The sequence below is a fragment of the Lederbergia citri genome, from assembly GCF_018343625.1.
In the GTDB taxonomy this organism is placed as follows: Bacteria; Bacillota; Bacilli; order Bacillales; family Bacillaceae_C; genus Lederbergia; species Lederbergia citri.
In genome coordinates, this window is the sequence record NZ_JAGYPG010000001.1 from 432,535 (window position 1) to 450,179 (window position 17,645).

At 38.5% G+C, this 17,645-nt stretch carries 13 protein-coding genes; 12 read left to right on the plus strand and 1 reads right to left on the minus strand.

Going from position 1 to position 17,645, the window contains the following annotated elements; translation table 11 throughout:
* Positions 1-344 precede the first annotated feature (344 nt).
* The 12 genes from ileS to pyrE all read left to right on the plus strand — a co-directional run bounded on the left by ileS (position 345) and on the right by pyrE (position 15,136).
* Positions 345-3,104 carry an isoleucine--tRNA ligase gene (ileS, locus tag KHA97_RS02350; RefSeq protein ID WP_213123146.1) on the plus strand — a complete coding sequence of 920 codons (2,760 nt, stop codon included), beginning with the start codon at positions 345-347 and terminating at the stop codon, positions 3,102-3,104.
* 161 nt (positions 3,105-3,265) lie between these two features.
* On the plus strand, positions 3,266-3,742 hold the full coding sequence (gene lspA / locus KHA97_RS02355; RefSeq protein WP_213123147.1) for a signal peptidase II: 477 nt from the start codon (positions 3,266-3,268) through the stop codon (positions 3,740-3,742).
* Positions 3,729-4,640, plus strand: a complete 912-nt coding sequence (locus tag KHA97_RS02360; protein ID WP_213123148.1) for an RluA family pseudouridine synthase — start codon at positions 3,729-3,731, stop codon at positions 4,638-4,640. The genes lspA and KHA97_RS02360 overlap by 14 nt, the downstream gene beginning before the upstream one ends.
* A 179-nt stretch (positions 4,641-4,819) precedes the next feature.
* Positions 4,820-5,365: a bifunctional pyr operon transcriptional regulator/uracil phosphoribosyltransferase PyrR gene (gene pyrR, locus KHA97_RS02365; protein ID WP_213123149.1), complete on the plus strand. Its 546-nt coding sequence runs from the start codon at positions 4,820-4,822 to the stop codon at positions 5,363-5,365.
* Positions 5,366-5,640: 275 nt separating this feature from the next.
* A complete protein-coding gene (locus KHA97_RS02370) occupies positions 5,641-6,528 on the plus strand; it encodes an aspartate carbamoyltransferase catalytic subunit (RefSeq protein WP_213123150.1) in 888 nt (295 codons plus the stop codon).
* A gap of 11 nt (positions 6,529-6,539) precedes the next feature.
* Positions 6,540-7,808 carry a dihydroorotase gene (locus tag KHA97_RS02375; protein WP_213123151.1) on the plus strand — a complete coding sequence of 423 codons (1,269 nt, stop codon included), beginning with the start codon at positions 6,540-6,542 and terminating at the stop codon, positions 7,806-7,808.
* Between the two features lie 2 nt (positions 7,809-7,810).
* Positions 7,811-8,911 carry a carbamoyl phosphate synthase small subunit gene (locus KHA97_RS02380; protein WP_213123152.1) on the plus strand — a complete coding sequence of 367 codons (1,101 nt, stop codon included), beginning with the start codon at positions 7,811-7,813 and terminating at the stop codon, positions 8,909-8,911.
* Entirely contained in the window at positions 8,895-12,110 is a 3,216-nt protein-coding gene (gene carB / locus KHA97_RS02385; protein ID WP_213123153.1) for a carbamoyl-phosphate synthase large subunit, read from the plus strand. The genes KHA97_RS02380 and carB overlap by 17 nt, the downstream gene beginning before the upstream one ends.
* A complete protein-coding gene (locus KHA97_RS02390; protein WP_213123154.1) occupies positions 12,107-12,889 on the plus strand; it encodes a dihydroorotate dehydrogenase electron transfer subunit in 783 nt (260 codons plus the stop codon). The genes carB and KHA97_RS02390 overlap by 4 nt, the downstream gene beginning before the upstream one ends.
* Positions 12,886-13,827 carry a dihydroorotate dehydrogenase gene (locus KHA97_RS02395; RefSeq protein ID WP_213123155.1) on the plus strand — a complete coding sequence of 314 codons (942 nt, stop codon included), beginning with the start codon at positions 12,886-12,888 and terminating at the stop codon, positions 13,825-13,827. The genes KHA97_RS02390 and KHA97_RS02395 overlap by 4 nt, the downstream gene beginning before the upstream one ends.
* Entirely contained in the window at positions 13,799-14,509 is a 711-nt protein-coding gene (gene pyrF, locus KHA97_RS02400) for an orotidine-5'-phosphate decarboxylase (protein WP_213123156.1), read from the plus strand. Before KHA97_RS02395 ends, pyrF begins: the two co-directional genes overlap by 29 nt.
* 3 nt (positions 14,510-14,512) lie before the next feature.
* Entirely contained in the window at positions 14,513-15,136 is a 624-nt protein-coding gene (gene pyrE, locus KHA97_RS02405) for an orotate phosphoribosyltransferase (protein WP_213124276.1), read from the plus strand.
* A gap of 678 nt (positions 15,137-15,814) precedes the next feature.
* On the opposite strand, the gene KHA97_RS02410 is transcribed toward pyrE, so the two are convergent.
* Positions 15,815-17,527: an Rqc2 family fibronectin-binding protein gene (locus KHA97_RS02410; protein ID WP_213123157.1), complete on the minus strand. Its 1,713-nt coding sequence runs from the start codon at positions 17,525-17,527 to the stop codon at positions 15,815-15,817.
* Between the last annotated feature and the right edge of the window lie 118 nt (positions 17,528-17,645).

The window sequence follows — 17,645 nt, forward strand, 5'->3', positions numbered from 1 at the left end:
GCCTATCGCCTAGCAAACTTCTTGTCCTACTCCCTACAATAAGGAAGCCAGATTCGTCTTGCAGGTCTAGCTGCAGGCACCAGCCCCTCGAGGTCAAATAACCTGAGTCAATAAAGTCAAAATACGGACTTTTTTGACTCAGAACATTTGCTTGTCGGAGCTGAACAGGCGCCTTCCGCTTTTCATGGCTCATAGTGTTTCCTTTATCTCAGTCGAAGGCCGAAATTGGAACGTCGACTAAAAACGCCACGGCCTTATGTCTTCGTCGACGGAACCACATCATGTAGGCCTGTACGTCGATGAACAAGGCGCTTACGCATTTATTTTACATGGAGGTTATAAAGATGGACTACAAAGATACATTATTAATGCCGAAAACAGAATTTCCGATGCGAGGAAATCTACCAAAAAAAGAGCCTGAAATTCAAGCTCATTGGAATGAAATAGACATTTATAAAAAGGTTCAAGAACGTACGAAAGGCAGACCACTTTTCGTATTACATGATGGTCCTCCTTACGCAAATGGGGATCTTCATATGGGGCACGCGTTAAATAAAACATTAAAAGATTTTATCGTTCGTTATAAATCAATGAGCGGTTACTGTGCTCCTTACGTTCCAGGCTGGGATACACATGGACTTCCGATTGAACAGGCATTAACGAATAAAGGCGTCAATCGCAAGGAAATGACTGTTGCAGAGTTTAGAGAGCTTTGTGCAAAATATGCTTATGAACAAATTGATAACCAAAGAAATGAGTTTAAGCGTCTTGGCGTAAGAGGGGATTGGGAAAATCCTTATATCACATTGAAACCAGAATACGAAGCTCAACAAATTCAAGTTTTCGGAGAGATGGCTAAAAAAGGCTATATTTATAAAGGGAAAAAACCGGTATATTGGTCTCCTTCCAGTGAATCAGCGCTTGCCGAAGCTGAAATTGAATATAAGGATAAACGTTCTCCATCCATTTATGTTTCTTTTAACGTGGTAGATGGAAAAGGTGTCGTAGAGGAAGGAAATAAATTTATTATTTGGACGACAACTCCTTGGACAATTCCAGCAAATCTGGCCGTTGCTGTTCATCCTGATCTGGATTATGTTGTCGTACGAGTTAACGAAGAAAAATATATAATCGCAAAAGATCTTTTAGAGAGTGTAACATCCGTTTTAGGATGGGAAAATGCCGAAACGGTTCAAACTGTAAAAGGATCTGAATTGGAAAAAGTGGTGGCAAAACATCCGTTTTACGACAGGGAATCTATTGTCGTACTAGGTGATCATGTTACGACTGATTCTGGTACAGGATGTGTCCATACGGCTCCAGGACACGGGGAAGATGACTTCTATGTTGGGCAAAAATATAATTTAGATGTACTTTGCCCAGTTGACGATAAAGGTCATATGACAGATGAGGCACCTGGTTTTGAAGGGTTATTTTACGATGCTGCAAATAAACCGATCACGGAAAAACTTGAAGAGGTTGGAGCATTACTGAAGCTAGAGTTTATTACTCACTCGTATCCACATGATTGGAGAACGAAAAAACCAGTTATTTTCCGAGCTACTTCTCAATGGTTCGCATCCATCAAAGATTTCCGTCCTGAATTGCTAGATGCAATCAAAGAAGTAAAATGGGTTCCAAATTGGGGAGAAACAAGACTTTTCAATATGGTTAGAGATCGTGGAGACTGGTGTATTTCTAGACAACGTGTGTGGGGAGTTCCAATTCCAGTGTTTTATGCTGAAAACGGAGATATTATCATTACAGATGAAACCATTTCACATGTTGCGAAATTATTTAAGGAACAAGGTTCGAATATTTGGTTTGAAAAAGAAGCTGCAGATCTTTTACCAGAAGGTTTTACACATCCTGGAAGTCCAAATGGCATTTTTACGAAAGAAACGGATATTATGGATGTTTGGTTTGACTCAGGTTCTTCTCATCAAGGTGTATTAGTTGAGAGAGATGACTTGCAGCGCCCTGCTGATCTTTACTTAGAAGGTTCTGACCAATATAGAGGATGGTTTAACTCTTCCCTTACTACAGCGGTGGCGGTAACAGGAAAAGCTCCTTATAAAGGCGTTTTGAGCCATGGATTCGTTCTAGATGGTGAAGGAAGAAAAATGAGTAAGTCTTTAGGAAACGTAATTGTTCCTGCAAAAATAACGAATCAACTTGGAGCGGAAATTGTTCGCCTATGGGTTTCCTCTGTAGATTATCAAGCGGATGTTCGTATTTCCGATTCTATTTTGAAACAAGTAAGTGAAGTGTACCGAAAAATTCGCAATACATTCCGTTTCTTGTTAGGAAATCTTGCAGATTTCAATCCTACTGTTGATGCTATCGAATATGGCAAGCTTAGAGAAGTGGACCAATTTATCTTAGTAAGATTAAATAACTTAATTAAAGAAGTAAGGGATTCGTATGAAGAATATGAATTCATGAATATTTACCATGCTGTAAACAATTTCTGTACACTTGATCTCAGCTCTTTCTATATGGATTTTGCGAAAGATGTATTATATATCGAATCCAAAAACAATTTTGAGCGCAGAGCAATGCAAACCGTTATGTATGAGAGTGTTGTAGCACTTGCAAAATTACTTTCACCAATTTTATCTCATACGGCAGACGAAGTTTGGGTGCATATCCCTGGTGTTCAAGAAGAAAGTGTTCAGCTTACTGATTTGCCGGAGTTTAAAGACTTGCAAGGTGCTGAAGAACTTGAGAAAAAATGGTCACAGTTCTTAAAGCTACGAGATGATGTTTTAAAAGCACTAGAAGAAGCTAGAAACGAAAAAGTAATTGGAAAATCTCTAACAGCAAAAGTAATCTTGTATGTAAATGATGAAGTAAAAGCTTTGTTAGATAGCCTTTCTGAGAGTATGAATCAATTATTCATTGTTTCTGGATTTGAAGTGGCAGGTTCAATCGAAGAAGCTCCTACTAATGCATTAAAACTGAATCATGCAGCCATTATCGTAGAAAAAGCCGAAGGAGAAACTTGTGAAAGATGTTGGGTTGTGACTCCTGATGTAGGTAAGGACAGCGACCATCCGACACTTTGTCCGCGCTGTGCAGCAGTTGTTAAAGCAGATTATTGATCAATAGCGCAATCTATTAAATAATAACAGCTTAGACCTGATAGGTAGATAAAAATAGAAAGCCTTCCGTTTTGGCGGAAGGCTTTTAAAATCCTGTCTAAATATTAACATTTATGCTAAAATGCACGAAGGACATCTTTCTTAGAATCGGGGGAAACATAATGATATATTATGCTATTGCATTATTTGTAATCGCTATTGATCAGCTAACTAAATGGATTATTGTACATAATATGGACGTGGGAGAAAGAATTACGATTATTGATAATCTATTTTACATCACTTCACATCGTAATCGTGGAGCTGCGTGGGGAATCTTGGAAAATCAAATGTGGTTATTTTACATTATTACAATTATAGTAGTTGGAGCTGTCATTTATTATTTAGAGAAACATGCGAAGGGAAAACCTTTATTTCAGCTAAGTTTGGCTTTTATTTTAGGGGGAGCCATAGGAAACTTTTTAGATCGCTTATTTAGAAAAGAAGTGGTCGACTTTTTGGATACGTATATTTTTACGTACGATTTTCCGATTTTCAATGTCGCTGATTCTGCTTTAACAATCGGTGTAGCATTAATTTTCATCCAAATGATTAAAGAGGGACGCGAAGAAAAGGTGAAACGTAATGGACATAATTGAACACGTAACAACCCATTCTGAAAATGGCGAAAGACTCGATAAGCTTATAACTGGCCTGCAAGCAGAGTGGTCTCGTTCCCAAGTCCAACTATGGATTCGCGATGGGCACGTAGAGGTAAATGGGAAAAAAGAAAAAGCAAATTATAAATGCAACGAAAATGACCTCATTGTGATTACGATCCCTGATCCGGAACCTTTAAATATTGAACCTGAACATATGGAGCTGGATATATATTTTGAGGATGCTGATGTTCTTGTTGTCAATAAGCCGAAGGGAATGGTAGTTCATCCTGCACCAGGTCATTATACGGGTACGCTTGTCAATGGGATTATGGCGCATTGTAAAGATTTGTCTGGAATAAATGGGATTATGCGACCTGGTATCGTCCATCGAATTGATAAAGATACTTCTGGATTATTAATGATTGCCAAAAATGATGCTGCTCATGTAAGTCTTGTTAATCAGCTTGTTGATAAATCAGTAACTCGCAAATATTTTGCGCTCGTCCATGGTGTCATTCCGCATGATCATGGAACGATAGATGCCCCGATAGGTAGAGATAAAGATGATAGGCAAAGTATGACAGTCATTGAAGGCGGCAAGCATGCTGTCACTCATTTTAATGTTCTTGAGAGATTTGATCAGTATACATATATTGAGTGTGTTTTGGAGACAGGGAGGACCCATCAAATTCGTGTCCATATGAAATATATTGGATATCCATTAGTTGGAGATCCTAAATACGGTCCTCGAAAAACATTAAATACAGATGGTCAGGTTTTGCATGCTGGTATTCTTGGATTTATGCATCCAAGGACAAATGAATATATGGAATTTTCCGCGCCGCTGCCTGACTATTTCATTAACCTATTAGCAAATTTACGGAATAATAATTGACAAATGAATACGTAAGTATTATAGTGTTTATAGTTTCATAAGCACCTTTAACTTAGTCCAGAGAGGCTGAGAAGGATACTGCTCAAAGCTAAACTATTTAGTTTATTATTGGGATTAGTGTACCCTCCTGCCTTAAGGCTGGAGGGTTTTTTACTGACCATTATGAAGAGGTGGAAGGAATGGTACAAAAGACGATTGTGCTAGACGACAAGTCGATTCAACGAGCACTTACCCGTATAGCACATGAAATTATTGAAAGAAACAAAGGGATTAGCGATTGTATCCTCGTCGGAATTAAAACGAGAGGAATATATCTCGCTGATAGACTGGCAAAGCGGATTGAAAAAATTGAAGGACAACCAATTTCAGTTGGGGAACTTGATATTACATTATATCGGGATGACCTCACAATAAAAACGAAAGATGCAGAGCCAGAAGTGAAAGGTTCGAGCCTACCAACGGATATTAATAATAAAAAAGTCATTTTAGTAGACGATGTCTTGTATACAGGTCGAACCGTACGGGCTGCTATGGATGCACTCGTAGACTTCGGTAGACCAGCTGCCATTCAGCTTGCTGTTTTAGTTGACAGAGGACATAGAGAATTACCAATCCGAGCGGATTTTATTGGTAAAAATATTCCTACATCAAGTCAAGAAAGAGTAATCGTTGAACTAGTAGAATCGGATGGCGGCGATCAAGTAAGTATTTTCAAAAATGAATAATTCCCTTTTAAATACAGTCCCGTGAGGCTGGCAAAGGGAGGATGCATGAAGCTAATCTAAGCTTCTTCTTAATTGTACCCCTCTTTGTCAAAATTGGACTTAGAGGGGCTTTTTATTTGACTAAAATAAAAAAATGAACGACAAATAGGATTTTCTAATTGTTAGTAGAGACTAACTCGACGGCGAATAGAATCGCCGCGACAGCTAATATAAAGCAAAACAGCCTTTAGAACAGACGAGATTTAGAAAAACACTATGAGATGGGGGCAGTAAGCATGAAACAACATCTTGTGTCAATGAATGATTTATGCACTGATGAAATAATGGACATATTAAATTTGGCAAAATCATTTGCAAATGGCGATCATTGGTCTCCAAACGAGAAAACATTTGTGGCAAATTTATTTTTTGAACCTAGTACGAGAACGAAGACTAGTTTCGAAGTAGCGGAGCGAAAGCTTGGATTGGATATTGTCCCTTTTGAATCAGGATCTTCTAGCCTGTTAAAGGGAGAATCATTATATGATACTGTTAAAACATTAGAATCGATCGGAATAGATGTGGCGGTTATTCGACATGAACAAGATCATTATTATGATGAGCTCATCCATAAGGTGAACCTCAAAATTATTAATGGTGGAGATGGCTGCGGCCAACATCCGACCCAATCACTTTTAGACCTGTATACGATCAAGGAAGAGTTTGGATCTTTTGAAGGGTTGAAGGTTGCTATTGTCGGAGACTTACAACATAGCAGAGTCGCAAAATCTAACCGAGATGCCTTAACAGCACTTGGTGCAGAAGTCGTTTTTTCAGGACCATCGGAATGGTTCATCGATTCAGAGGCAGATACTAAATGTAATTTTAATATCGATGAAGTAGTAGAAACAGTTGATGTCTTAATGCTTCTAAGAATCCAACATGAACGTCACTTCAGCCTTACTGCCATCTCAGCTGATCAGTATCATCAAAAATTTGGCTTAACAGAAGAAAGGGAGAGAAGGATGAAAAAATCGAGCATCATTATGCATCCTGCTCCTGTCAATAGAAATGTAGAAATCGCTGATAGTCTTGTAGAATGTGAACGTTCGAGAATCTTCAAGCAAATGGAAAATGGTGTGTACGTTCGAATGGCTGTATTAAGAAAATTACTAGAACAATAGGAGATGACAAGATGAATTGGCTCATTAAAAACGCACTTTCGATTGATGGAGGATTAACTGATCTTAGAATATCAGATGGAAAAATTGCTGAAATAGGTGAAAGTCTCGTAAATAATGGTGAAGAAGAGTTTGATGCAACAGGCTTAACGATAGCACCTGGCTTTGTAGATCTTCACATTCATTTACGTGAACCTGGAGGCGAACATAAAGAGACGATTGAAACAGGTACGCTTGCTGCAGCGAAAGGTGGTTTTACTACAGTAGCTGCAATGCCGAATACAAAGCCAGTACCAGATAACGCGGATCAAATGAACTGGCTAGTAAATGAATGTAAAAAACGTGGGTCTGTAAAAGTTTTGCCATATGCTGCGATTACGAAAAATCAAGAAGGTAACGAGCTTGTTGATTTTGCTGCGTTGAAAGAAGCTGGTGCCTTCGCTTTTACAGATGATGGAGTTGGTGTTCAAACGGCTGGCATGATGTATGAAGCGATGAAAAAAGCGGCGGAGCTGAATATGGCAATCGTCGCTCATTGTGAAGATAATTCATTAATTTATGGTGGAGCCGTTCACGAAGGAACTTATTCGAAGCAGTCAGGAATCCCGGGAATCCCGTCCATTTGCGAGTCTGTTCATATCGCTAGAGATGTATTACTTGCCGAGTCAGCAGGATGCCATTATCACGTATGTCATATAAGTACGAAAGAATCTGTAAGGGCAGTAAGAGATGCGAAACGAGCAGGCATTCATGTAACGGCAGAAGTTTCTCCACATCACTTACTCCTGTCTGATGAGGATATCATTGGTGAGGATACAAACTTTAAAATGAATCCACCTTTAAGGGGAACAGAAGACCGCGAGGCATTAATCGAAGGTTTGCTGGATGGAACAATTGACTTTATTGCAACCGATCATGCTCCTCATGCTGCTGAAGAAAAGGCAAAAGGAATGAAATTAGCGCCATTTGGAATCGTTGGATTAGAAACGGCATTCCCGCTTTTATATACACATTTTGTAGAAAAAGGTATTTGTACATTGAAGCAGCTGATTAATTGGCTGACAGTTATTCCATCGAAAACATTTGGGCTTAAAAATGGAACATTGGAAATTGGACAAGATGCTGATATGACGTTGCTTGACTTAAATCAAGAGAAAGAAATTAACCCTGAAAATTTCGCTTCAAAAGGAAAAAATACACCTTTTGGAGGGTGGAATTGTAAAGGATGGCCAGCTGCAACATTTGTAAATGGAGAATTAATTTGGTCTGAAGGGAATGAATGATAATGAAACGGAAACTAGTACTTGAAGATGGAACTGTATTTGTAGGCGAAGCTTTCGGAAGTGAAATTGATTCATTTGGAGAAGTTGTTTTTCATACAGGTATGACTGGTTATCAAGAAGTAATATCAGATCCTTCAAATTACGGACAGATCATAACATTTAGTTATCCGTTAATTGGAAATTATGGCATTAACCGAGATGATTTTGAAAGCATCCAGCCTGTCATCAAAGGAGTTATCGTAAAGGAAGCGAGTGACTTCCCGTCCAATTGGCGCAGTAATATGTCGCTAAGTGAATTTTTACAATTAAAAAATATACCTGGCATTGCAGGAATAGACACTAGAATGCTAACGAGATTAATAAGGGATAAAGGAACGTTAAAAGGGACGATTTGTGGATTTGAAGAAAATACAGAATCGATTCTTGCACAATTACAATCCGATACACACTCCGAAAATCTAGTATCAAAAGTTTCTGTCACAAAGCCTTTTCCAAGTCCTGGACGTGGGAAAAGTGTCGTCGTAGTCGATTTCGGAGTCAAGCACGGAATTTTACGAGAGCTTACGGAGCGAGGCTGCGATATTAAAGTGGTCCCTTATCACACATCGGCTGAAGAAATCATTTCCATAAAACCTGATGGAGTATTGCTCTCTAATGGACCGGGAAATCCAGAGCATATTCAAGAAGTTTGCAAAATGATTCAAGAAGTCCAACGTCATTTTCCTTTATTCGGAATTGGGCTAGGACATCAATTATTTGCCCTTGCTAATGGCTGCAAGATTGAGAAGATGGTTTCCGGACATAGAGGGTCAAGTTATCCTGTACAGGAACTAGAATCCGGCAAAATCATTTTCACTTCCCAAAATCACGGTTATGAAGTAGTAGAATCAACAATTGATCCTTCAGTTCTTAAGATTACACACAAAGCGTTAAATGGAGGTTCAATTGAAGGAATAAAACATAAGCATGTTCAGGCATTCTCACTCCAATATGAACCAGAAGCTTCTCCAGGATCAGAGGATGGGAAAAAGGCATTCGATCAATTTATCAAAATCATGAATGAACAAAATGGAAGGGTGGAGCAACATGCCAAAACGTACTGATATTGAAAGTATTTTAGTAATTGGGTCAGGTCCTATCGTCATCGGACAAGCAGCAGAATTTGATTACGCTGGAACGCAGGCATGTCTAGCTTTGAAAGAAGAAGGTTATCGCGTCATCTTAATCAATTCAAACCCCGCCACCATAATGACGGATACTGAAATTGCAGATGCAGTATATATTGAACCAATCACTCTTGAGTTTGTTTCAAGAATTATCCGCAAAGAAAGACCAGATGCCATTCTTCCTACATTAGGGGGACAAACGGGATTAAATATGGCGATGCAACTTGCAAAAGCGGGAGTCTTAGAAGAATGTGAAGTTGAAATTCTTGGTACGAGACTTTCCGCCATCGAACAAGCGGAAGACCGTGACCAATTCAGAGAACTGATGAATACGTTGAATGAGCCTGTACCAGACAGCGATATTGTACACACTCTTGAAGAAGCAATCGCTTTTACTGAACAAGTAGGTTTTCCAATTATCGTACGCCCTGCTTATACATTAGGGGGAACAGGCGGAGGAATTTGTGAAAATCTAGATGAATTAAAGGAAATTGTAACAAGTGGATTAAAATATAGTCCTGTTGGACAATGTTTAATTGAAAAAAGTATTGCAGGATTTAAAGAAATTGAATTTGAAGTAATGCGCGATAGCAATGATAATGCAATAGTTGTTTGTAATATGGAAAACGTGGATCCAGTCGGAATTCATACTGGTGACTCTATTGTTGTAGCTCCATGTCAAACATTGAGTGATAGAGAAGTTCAGATGATGAGAAATGCATCACTAAAAATCATTCGCGCACTTGGAATTGAAGGGGGTTGTAACGTCCAACTCGCTTTAGATCCGAATAGCTTTAATTACTATCTAATTGAAGTAAATCCGCGTGTCAGTCGCTCTTCTGCGCTTGCCTCAAAAGCAACTGGATTTCCAATTGCGAAGCTGGCAGCAAAAATCGCGGCCGGTTATACACTGGATGAAATTATGAATCCTGTAACAGGTAAAACATACGCATGTTTTGAGCCGGGAATCGACTATGTTGTAACAAAAATTCCAAGATGGCCATTTGATAAATTTGAATCTGCGAATCGCAGGCTCGGAACACAAATGAAAGCGACAGGCGAGGTAATGGCGATTGGACGCACTTTTGAGGAATCATTATTAAAAGCAGTTAGATCGCTTGAAAGTAATGTCTTCCATTTAGAACATCCAGACGGCGATCGTTATGATCGAGATTTTTTACAAGCACAGATAGTAAAAGCAACAGATGAACGCTTGTTTTATCTCGGAGATGCTTTAAGACAAGGGATATCCATTGAAGAAATTCATGAGTGGAGCAAAATTGATCTTTTCTTCTTATATAAACTAGAAAAGATCGTAAAACTGGAAGAAATCTTAAGAGAACAACGATTTAATATTGAAGTTGGAAGAAAAGCAAAAGAGTACAGTTTCTCGGATAAAATGATAGCAAAATTATGGGAAACTGATGAAAAAACAGTGTATGAATGGCGTAAAACAAATGGAATTATACCAGTCTATAAAAAAGTTGACACTTGCGCCGGAGAGTTTGAATCTGATACTCCATATTTTTACGGAACATATGAAATTGAAAATGAATCGATTAAAACGGATAAAACGAGCGTTGTCGTAATTGGATCTGGACCAATTAGGATTGGGCAAGGAATTGAATTTGATTATGCGACTGTTCATAGCGTATGGGCGATTCAAGAAGCTGGATATGAAGCGATTATCATTAACAGCAACCCTGAGACTGTATCAACAGACTTCAGTATCTCCGACAAACTTTATTTTGAGCCACTAACAATTGAAGATGTTATGCATATCATCGATCTAGAGCAGCCGGAAGGGGTAGTTGTCCAATTTGGCGGACAAACTGCAATCAACCTTGCAGGTGCCCTTGAAGAAAGAGGAGTTAAAATTCTTGGCACATCACTTGAAAGCTTAGATCGAGCTGAAAATAGAGATAAGTTTGAACACGCGTTACAAGAACTTGATATTCCTCAGCCAAAAGGAAAAACGGCTTTCTCGGTCGAAGAAGCAGTGAAAATCGCTACAGAAATTGGTTATCCAGTTCTCGTTAGACCTTCTTATGTGCTAGGAGGTCGTGCGATGGAAATTGTCTACGAAGAGCATGAACTTCTTCATTATATGGATAATGCTGTAAAGGTGAATCCAGATCAACCGGTACTCGTCGATCGCTATTTGGTTGGTAAGGAAATTGAAGTAGATGCCATTTCAGATGGAGAAAATGTACTTATTCCAGGAATTATGGAACATATTGAAAGAGCAGGGGTCCATTCAGGAGATTCGATTGCTGTTTACCCTCCACAAAATATAAGCGAAGAAATGAAAGAAAAAATTGTCGATTATACGATTAGACTTGCAAGAGGTCTAGAAATTGTCGGACTGTTAAACATCCAATATGTTATTTCGCAAAATGAATTATATGTAATCGAAGTAAACCCTCGTTCAAGCCGGACCGTACCATTCCTAAGTAAAATCACAGGTATTCCAATGGCAAATGTAGCAACGAAAGTAATCCTTGGTTCGTCGTTACCATCATTAGGTTACGAAACTGGAATTGCTCCGGAACAAAAAGGTGTATATGTGAAAGTGCCAGTATTCTCCTTTGCCAAACTAAGAAGAGTAGATATCACACTAGGACCTGAAATGAAATCAACAGGTGAGGTAATGGGTAAGGATAAAACGATGGAAAAAGCACTGTATAAAGGGCTTGTTGCATCAGGCATGAATATTAAAACATATGGAACAGTTTTGATAACAGTGGCAGATAAAGACAAAAGTGAGGCACTGGAGCTTGCGAAAAGATTTTCCATGATCGGTTATCGAATTATTGCAACAAGCGGAACTGCAGCTATGATGCAAAAGGCAGGAATCAAAGTTGAGGTCGTTGATAAAATTGGCTCAACAGGTCCAACACTCATAGATGTGATTAGGCAAGGAAAAGCTCAGATCGTTATTAATACACTAACAAAAGGAAAACAACCAGAACGGGATGGATTCAGAATTAGACGTGAGTCTGTTGAAAATGGCGTGGCTTGTTTAACATCACTTGATACTGCCGAAGCGATTCTTGGAGTACTGGAATCAATGGTCTTCTCAGCAGAGGCAATGGGAAAAGGAGAAACTGAGCTGAAAGAGGCGATGTTTCAATGATACAGCAAGAAAAAATGCTCGTTGTCTCTCACAACCAAATTGCCAAAGACATTTTCGAACTTACATTAGAGGGAAATCTCGTTAATGAAATGAGGGAGCCGGGGCAATTTGTTCATATAAGAACAAACCCTGGGCTCGACCCGCTTTTACGTAGACCTATAAGTATTGCTTCAATTGAAAAAGAAAAAAATCAATTCACTGTCATTTATCGATCAGAAGGGAAAGGGACAAAACTGCTTTCCTTGAATGTGGAAGGTAGCAAGATCGATGTATTAGGCCCGCTAGGAAACGGATTCCCAATTGATGAGATTCAACCGGGTGAAACAGCCTTACTCGTTGGAGGAGGAATTGGAGTTCCGCCATTATACGAACTTGCGAAACAGTTAAACAATCAAGGAATAAAAACGATTCATGTTCTTGGATTTGAAACAGCTGTGAAGGCTTTTTATGAAGAGAAATTTTCTGAAATCAGTGAGACATTTATCGCAACAGTTGATGGATCCCACGGTACCCGTGGATTCGTAACCAGTGTCATAGATGAAAAGGAAATTAATTTTGATGTCCTTTATTCTTGCGGCCCCACTCCAATGTTAAGAGCTTTAGAAGAAAGATTTCATGGTAGAAAAGCGTATTTATCGCTCGAACAAAGAATGGGCTGTGGAATTGGTGCTTGTTTTGCCTGTGTCTGTCATCTCGCCGATGATCCAACTGGTTCAAAATACGTAAAAATATGTAGTGATGGTCCTGTTTTTCCAATCGGGAAGGTGGTTTTATCATGAATCGACTACAAATTGAATTACCAGGTTTATCACTGAAAAATCCCGTTATGCCTGCATCAGGATGTTTCGGTTTTGGCAAAGAATATAGCCAGTTTTACGATTTATCCATTCTCGGAGCTATTATGATCAAGGCAACAACGTTAGAACCTAGATATGGAAACCCTACACCGCGAGTAGCAGAGACGTCAGCAGGTATGTTGAATGCGATCGGCTTACAGAACCCTGGATTAGAAGGTGTTTTGGCAAATGAGCTTCCATGGCTTGAACAATTTGATGTTCCAATTATTGCGAATGTTGCAGGTTCAGAAACCGAAGATTATGTGGAAGTTGCAGAAAAAATATCTGCCGCCCCAAATGTGAAAGCTTTAGAATTAAACATCTCTTGCCCGAACGTAAAAAAAGGTGGCATCGCATTTGGCACCATCCCTGAAGTGGCCGCTGAGCTTACGAGAAGAGTAAAGGAAGTTTCGTCAGTCCCGGTATATGTAAAGTTGTCTCCAAATGTTTCAGATATTGTTGGAATGGCTCAAGCGGTCGAAGAGGCTGGAGCAGATGGTCTGACGATGATTAATACATTACTTGGTTTGCGACTCGACATAAAAACAGGAAAGCCGATTTTAGCCAATAATAGCGGTGGCTTATCAGGTCCTGCTATTAAGCCAGTTGCGGTGAGAATGATTTACGAAGTAAGCCAAAAAGTAAACATTCCGATAATCGGAATGGGTGGAATAGAAACTGCTGACGATATCGTTGAATATTTTTATGCTGGTGCGAGCGCTGTAGCGATTGGAACCATGAATTTCATTGATCCATTCATTTGTCCAAAATTAATCGAGGAACTTCCTAGCAAACTAGACGAACTGGAAGTTTCACATATTAGTGAATTAACCGGAAGGAGCTGGAAAAAGTATGGTGCAAAAACCAATCATTGCTCTTGATTTTCCGGATAGGGGCACTGCTGAACAATTTTTACAAAACTTTCAAGATGAACAGCTGTTTGTAAAAGTAGGCATGGAGTTATTTTATAAGGAAGGTTCAGCTTTTATCAATTGGTTAAAATCACAAGGTCATAATATTTTTCTAGATTTAAAATTGCACGATATCCCGAATACCGTTTATAGTGCGATGAAAGTATTGGCAGGTCTTGGTGTAGATATGGTTAACGTCCATGCTGCAGGAGGCTACAAGATGATGGAATTGGCTTTAAAGGGTTTGGAAGAAGGAACACCAAAAGGAATGGAAAGACCGATATTAATTGCGGTTACTCAATTAACAAGCACGAGTGAAGAACAAATGCAAAGTGAACAATTGATTGATCGAGGATTAAAGGATTCCGTTTTACATTATGCAAAGCTTGCTTTTGCAGCTGGATTGGACGGAGTTGTCTGTTCTGCTCTTGAAGCACGGGAGATTTCTAAAATAACGAGTCAGGAATTTTTAAAAGTGACCCCAGGTATCCGTATGGAAGGGGATAGCTCTCATGATCAATCAAGAATTGTGACTCCAAGAGACGCTAGAAAACTAGAAGCTAGCCATATAGTCGTTGGACGATCTATTACACAGGCTGGAGACCCTTTACAAGCATATGAACAGGTAAAATTAGAATGGGAGATGAAATAAGTGATTTCTGAAAAAATTGCTGAAAAACTATTAGAAATAGAAGCTGTATTTTTACGACCAAATGATCCATTCACTTGGTCTTCCGGTTTAAAATCACCAATTTATTGTGATAATCGAATGACGCTTTCATATCCAGCATTAAGAAAAGAAATTGCTAATGGACTTGTAGAGTTAATTAAAAAAGAATTCCCTAAAGCCGAATTAATTGCTGGAACTGCAACCGCTGGGATTCCTCATGCCGCATGGGTTAGCGACCTTCTAGAATTGCCCATGTGCTACGTTAGATCTTCTGCAAAAAGCCACGGAAAAGGAAATCAAATCGAAGGAAAGATTTCAGAAGGGCAAAAAGCTGTTGTCATTGAAGATTTGATCTCAACAGGAGGAAGCGCCATTGCCGCTGCAGAGGCACTCCGTTCTGCTGGTATTGATGTACTAGGCATTTTGTCCATTTTTACATATGAACTGGACAAAGGAAAACAGAGATTGGAAGAAGCGAATGTAAAAGCTGTTTCATTGACTGATTATAGCAATCTTATTAAAGCGGCATTAAATAAAGGCATTATCGAAGAAAAAGATGTATTCCTTTTAGAAAGCTTTAGGGAAAATCCGGAAGCATGGAGTAAGTAGGAGTAGTGACAATCCTATTAAGATATGCTAAATCGTAAGTCGAACACTAATTCTCGACGAAAGCTAATTAAATTCCAATTTCGTCGAGAAAAAAGCAGTAATACTCGATGAAAGCAATTGAATTTCCAATTTCGTCGAGAATAATGTAGTAATTCTCGATGAAAACAATTTAACTTTTAATTTGGTCGAGAATAAAGCGGTAATTCTCGATGAAGCCAATGTAATTTCCAATTTCATCGAGAATAAAGTGGTAATTCTCGATGAAAGCAATATAATTTCCAATTTCGTCGAGAATAAAGCAGTAATTCTCGACGAAATCAATTTAACTTCCTATTTCATCGAGAATTAGCACTGATTTCCGTTGTAAGCAAACAATTTTTCATTTTCTCAGAGAACCAACGTTTGCACATTTTCAAGCAGGGGATTCAATTGGAACCTGCTTGTTTTTTTATTTATTAATTGCGTACATAATTCTATATAAATAATACATCTTTCGCATTCAATTTCTAAACAAAGTCTACAATTATTTGGATCAAACGGATTATATTCAAAACCATAATTAAAATGCTAAAGTAAACGGAAAAATCTATTACTGTTCTAATGATAATTTCATTTCTTTTAAAAAAATAACTGTCCCATAGCACCATACAGGACAGTTTCTTTAATCGTAATTTAATTTTACATTCTCTGCATTTCCTTCACTTTATCCTCATCAGGTGTAACATACACCGTCTGTTGATTGTCGTAAATCACAAACCCCGGCTTGGACCCACTAGGTTTTTTTACATGTCGTATTTTAGTAAAATCGACAGGCACAGAAGCGGAGTTTTTGGCTTTACTGAAATAAGCAGCTAACTTTGCCGCTTCAAGAATTGTTTCCTCCTTCGGCTCTTTACTGCGGATGACGACATGGGACCCGGGTATATCTTTTGTATGGAGCCAGATCTCGTCTCGACCAGCTAACTTATTTGTTAAATAATCATTCTGTTTATTATTTTTACCAACGAGTATTTCTGTTCCGTCTGAAGCTTCGTATCGATCGATAACTGGTTTTGCGTTTGGATTTTTCCTTTGCCCTTTTTTATGCCGCAGCCTTAAGTAACCTTGTTCAGCAAGTTCTTCACGAATTTCTTCAATATCTCTTGTCGATGCTGAAGCTAGTTGTTGCAGGAGTCCATCAAAATAGTTGATTTCATCTTCTGCTTTTTCAATTTGCTCCTTCACAACCTGAACAGAATTTTTTGCTTTTTGATACTTAGTATAATAGCTCTGTGCGTTTTCTGATGGGCTTTTTCTCGGATCCAGCTCGATTGTCATTTGTCCGCCAGTTTCATCATAATAATTGATAACGGAAATATCCTTCATCCCTTTATTAACGAGATGCATATTTGCCGTTAATAATTCACCAAGTAATTGGTATTCGTCTGCTTTTTCTGCGGCTTCCAAAGTCGCCTGCAGTTTCTTCACTTTCGTTTCATTCTTATTTTTTTCATTTTTCATTAATCGTTCAAGATCGAAAGCTTGCTGTTTTACACGATCACGATCAGCTTTGCCGAAATAAAAACGGTCAAGCATCTCACTTAAAGAGGTAAACTGTTTAAATTCCCCGTTAAGGTGAGTAAAAGGGAATAAATAAAATTGTTCTTTATCTTCTGCTGCTGTAATAGATGGATCGTAACGATTGTTTTTCAACTGCTCCAACAGCAAGACAAATGCTTTTGGAACTGTCACTCTATTCGCAAGACCAGCCTTAAAGATCAATTCTTTTGCCAAAATTGGTGAAAATCCTGCAAACTTTTCTACTATTTGTTTATCAAGCTTTCCACTATTAAAATCAATTTCTTTAAGGACGTCCTCTTCGGATAAAGGAAGCGGATTTACTTTATCTTGAGCTGGTGGATAAATATATGTAGAACCAGGCAAAATCGTTCGATAACTATTTAGAGCAGTTGGAATATGCTTAATGCTATCAATAATCTTTTCTTTTTCCTTATCAGCTAAAATAATATTGCTATGCCTTCCCATAATTTCAACGATTAATTGTTTATAAGACTCATCACCAAGTTCATCACGACCGCGAATGTCAAAAATGACAATCCGATCCATGTCCACTTGTTTTATATCTTGAATGATAGCGCCCTCTAAATGTTTTCTTAAAATCATGCAAAACATCGGAGGCTCATTTGGATTATCAAATGTATCATTAGTTATTTGCACTCTTGCATAGCTAGGATGAGCGGAAAGTAGGAGTTTATGATTTTGTCTCCCAGCTCGTATGACCATTACTAATTCATTTTTATAAGGCTGATGAATTTTACTAATTCTGCCTCCTGTAAGTGCATTTTTCAATTCATGCACCATTGCCCGTGTAAAAAAACCATCAAATGGCATTATAAACATCCTCTTCCTAAAATTTCAGTTATCAAAAATTATATCATGAAATGCGAAGACACTGAATAAACTTCCTACTATAATAGGACAACTTCTGTTTGTCGAGGAGGAAGAGAGT

Bases quoted from the DNA above. Each gene is read 5' to 3' on its own strand.
- ileS (WP_213123146.1), top strand. From the start codon at position 345: ATGGACTACAAAGATACATTATTAATGCCGAAAACAGAATTTCCGATG.
- lspA (WP_213123147.1), top strand. From the start codon at position 3,266: ATGATATATTATGCTATTGCATTATTTGTAATCGCTATTGATCAGCTA.
- KHA97_RS02360 (WP_213123148.1), top strand. From the start codon at position 3,729: ATGGACATAATTGAACACGTAACAACCCATTCTGAAAATGGCGAAAGA.
- pyrR (WP_213123149.1), top strand. From the start codon at position 4,820: ATGGTACAAAAGACGATTGTGCTAGACGACAAGTCGATTCAACGAGCA.
- KHA97_RS02370 (WP_213123150.1), top strand. From the start codon at position 5,641: ATGAAACAACATCTTGTGTCAATGAATGATTTATGCACTGATGAAATA.
- KHA97_RS02375 (WP_213123151.1), top strand. From the start codon at position 6,540: ATGAATTGGCTCATTAAAAACGCACTTTCGATTGATGGAGGATTAACT.
- KHA97_RS02380 (WP_213123152.1), top strand. From the start codon at position 7,811: ATGAAACGGAAACTAGTACTTGAAGATGGAACTGTATTTGTAGGCGAA.
- carB (WP_213123153.1), top strand. From the start codon at position 8,895: ATGCCAAAACGTACTGATATTGAAAGTATTTTAGTAATTGGGTCAGGT.
- KHA97_RS02390 (WP_213123154.1), top strand. From the start codon at position 12,107: ATGATACAGCAAGAAAAAATGCTCGTTGTCTCTCACAACCAAATTGCC.
- KHA97_RS02395 (WP_213123155.1), top strand. From the start codon at position 12,886: ATGAATCGACTACAAATTGAATTACCAGGTTTATCACTGAAAAATCCC.
- pyrF (WP_213123156.1), top strand. From the start codon at position 13,799: ATGGTGCAAAAACCAATCATTGCTCTTGATTTTCCGGATAGGGGCACT.
- KHA97_RS02410 (WP_213123157.1), bottom strand. From the start codon at position 17,527: ATGCCATTTGATGGTTTTTTTACACGGGCAATGGTGCATGAATTGAAA.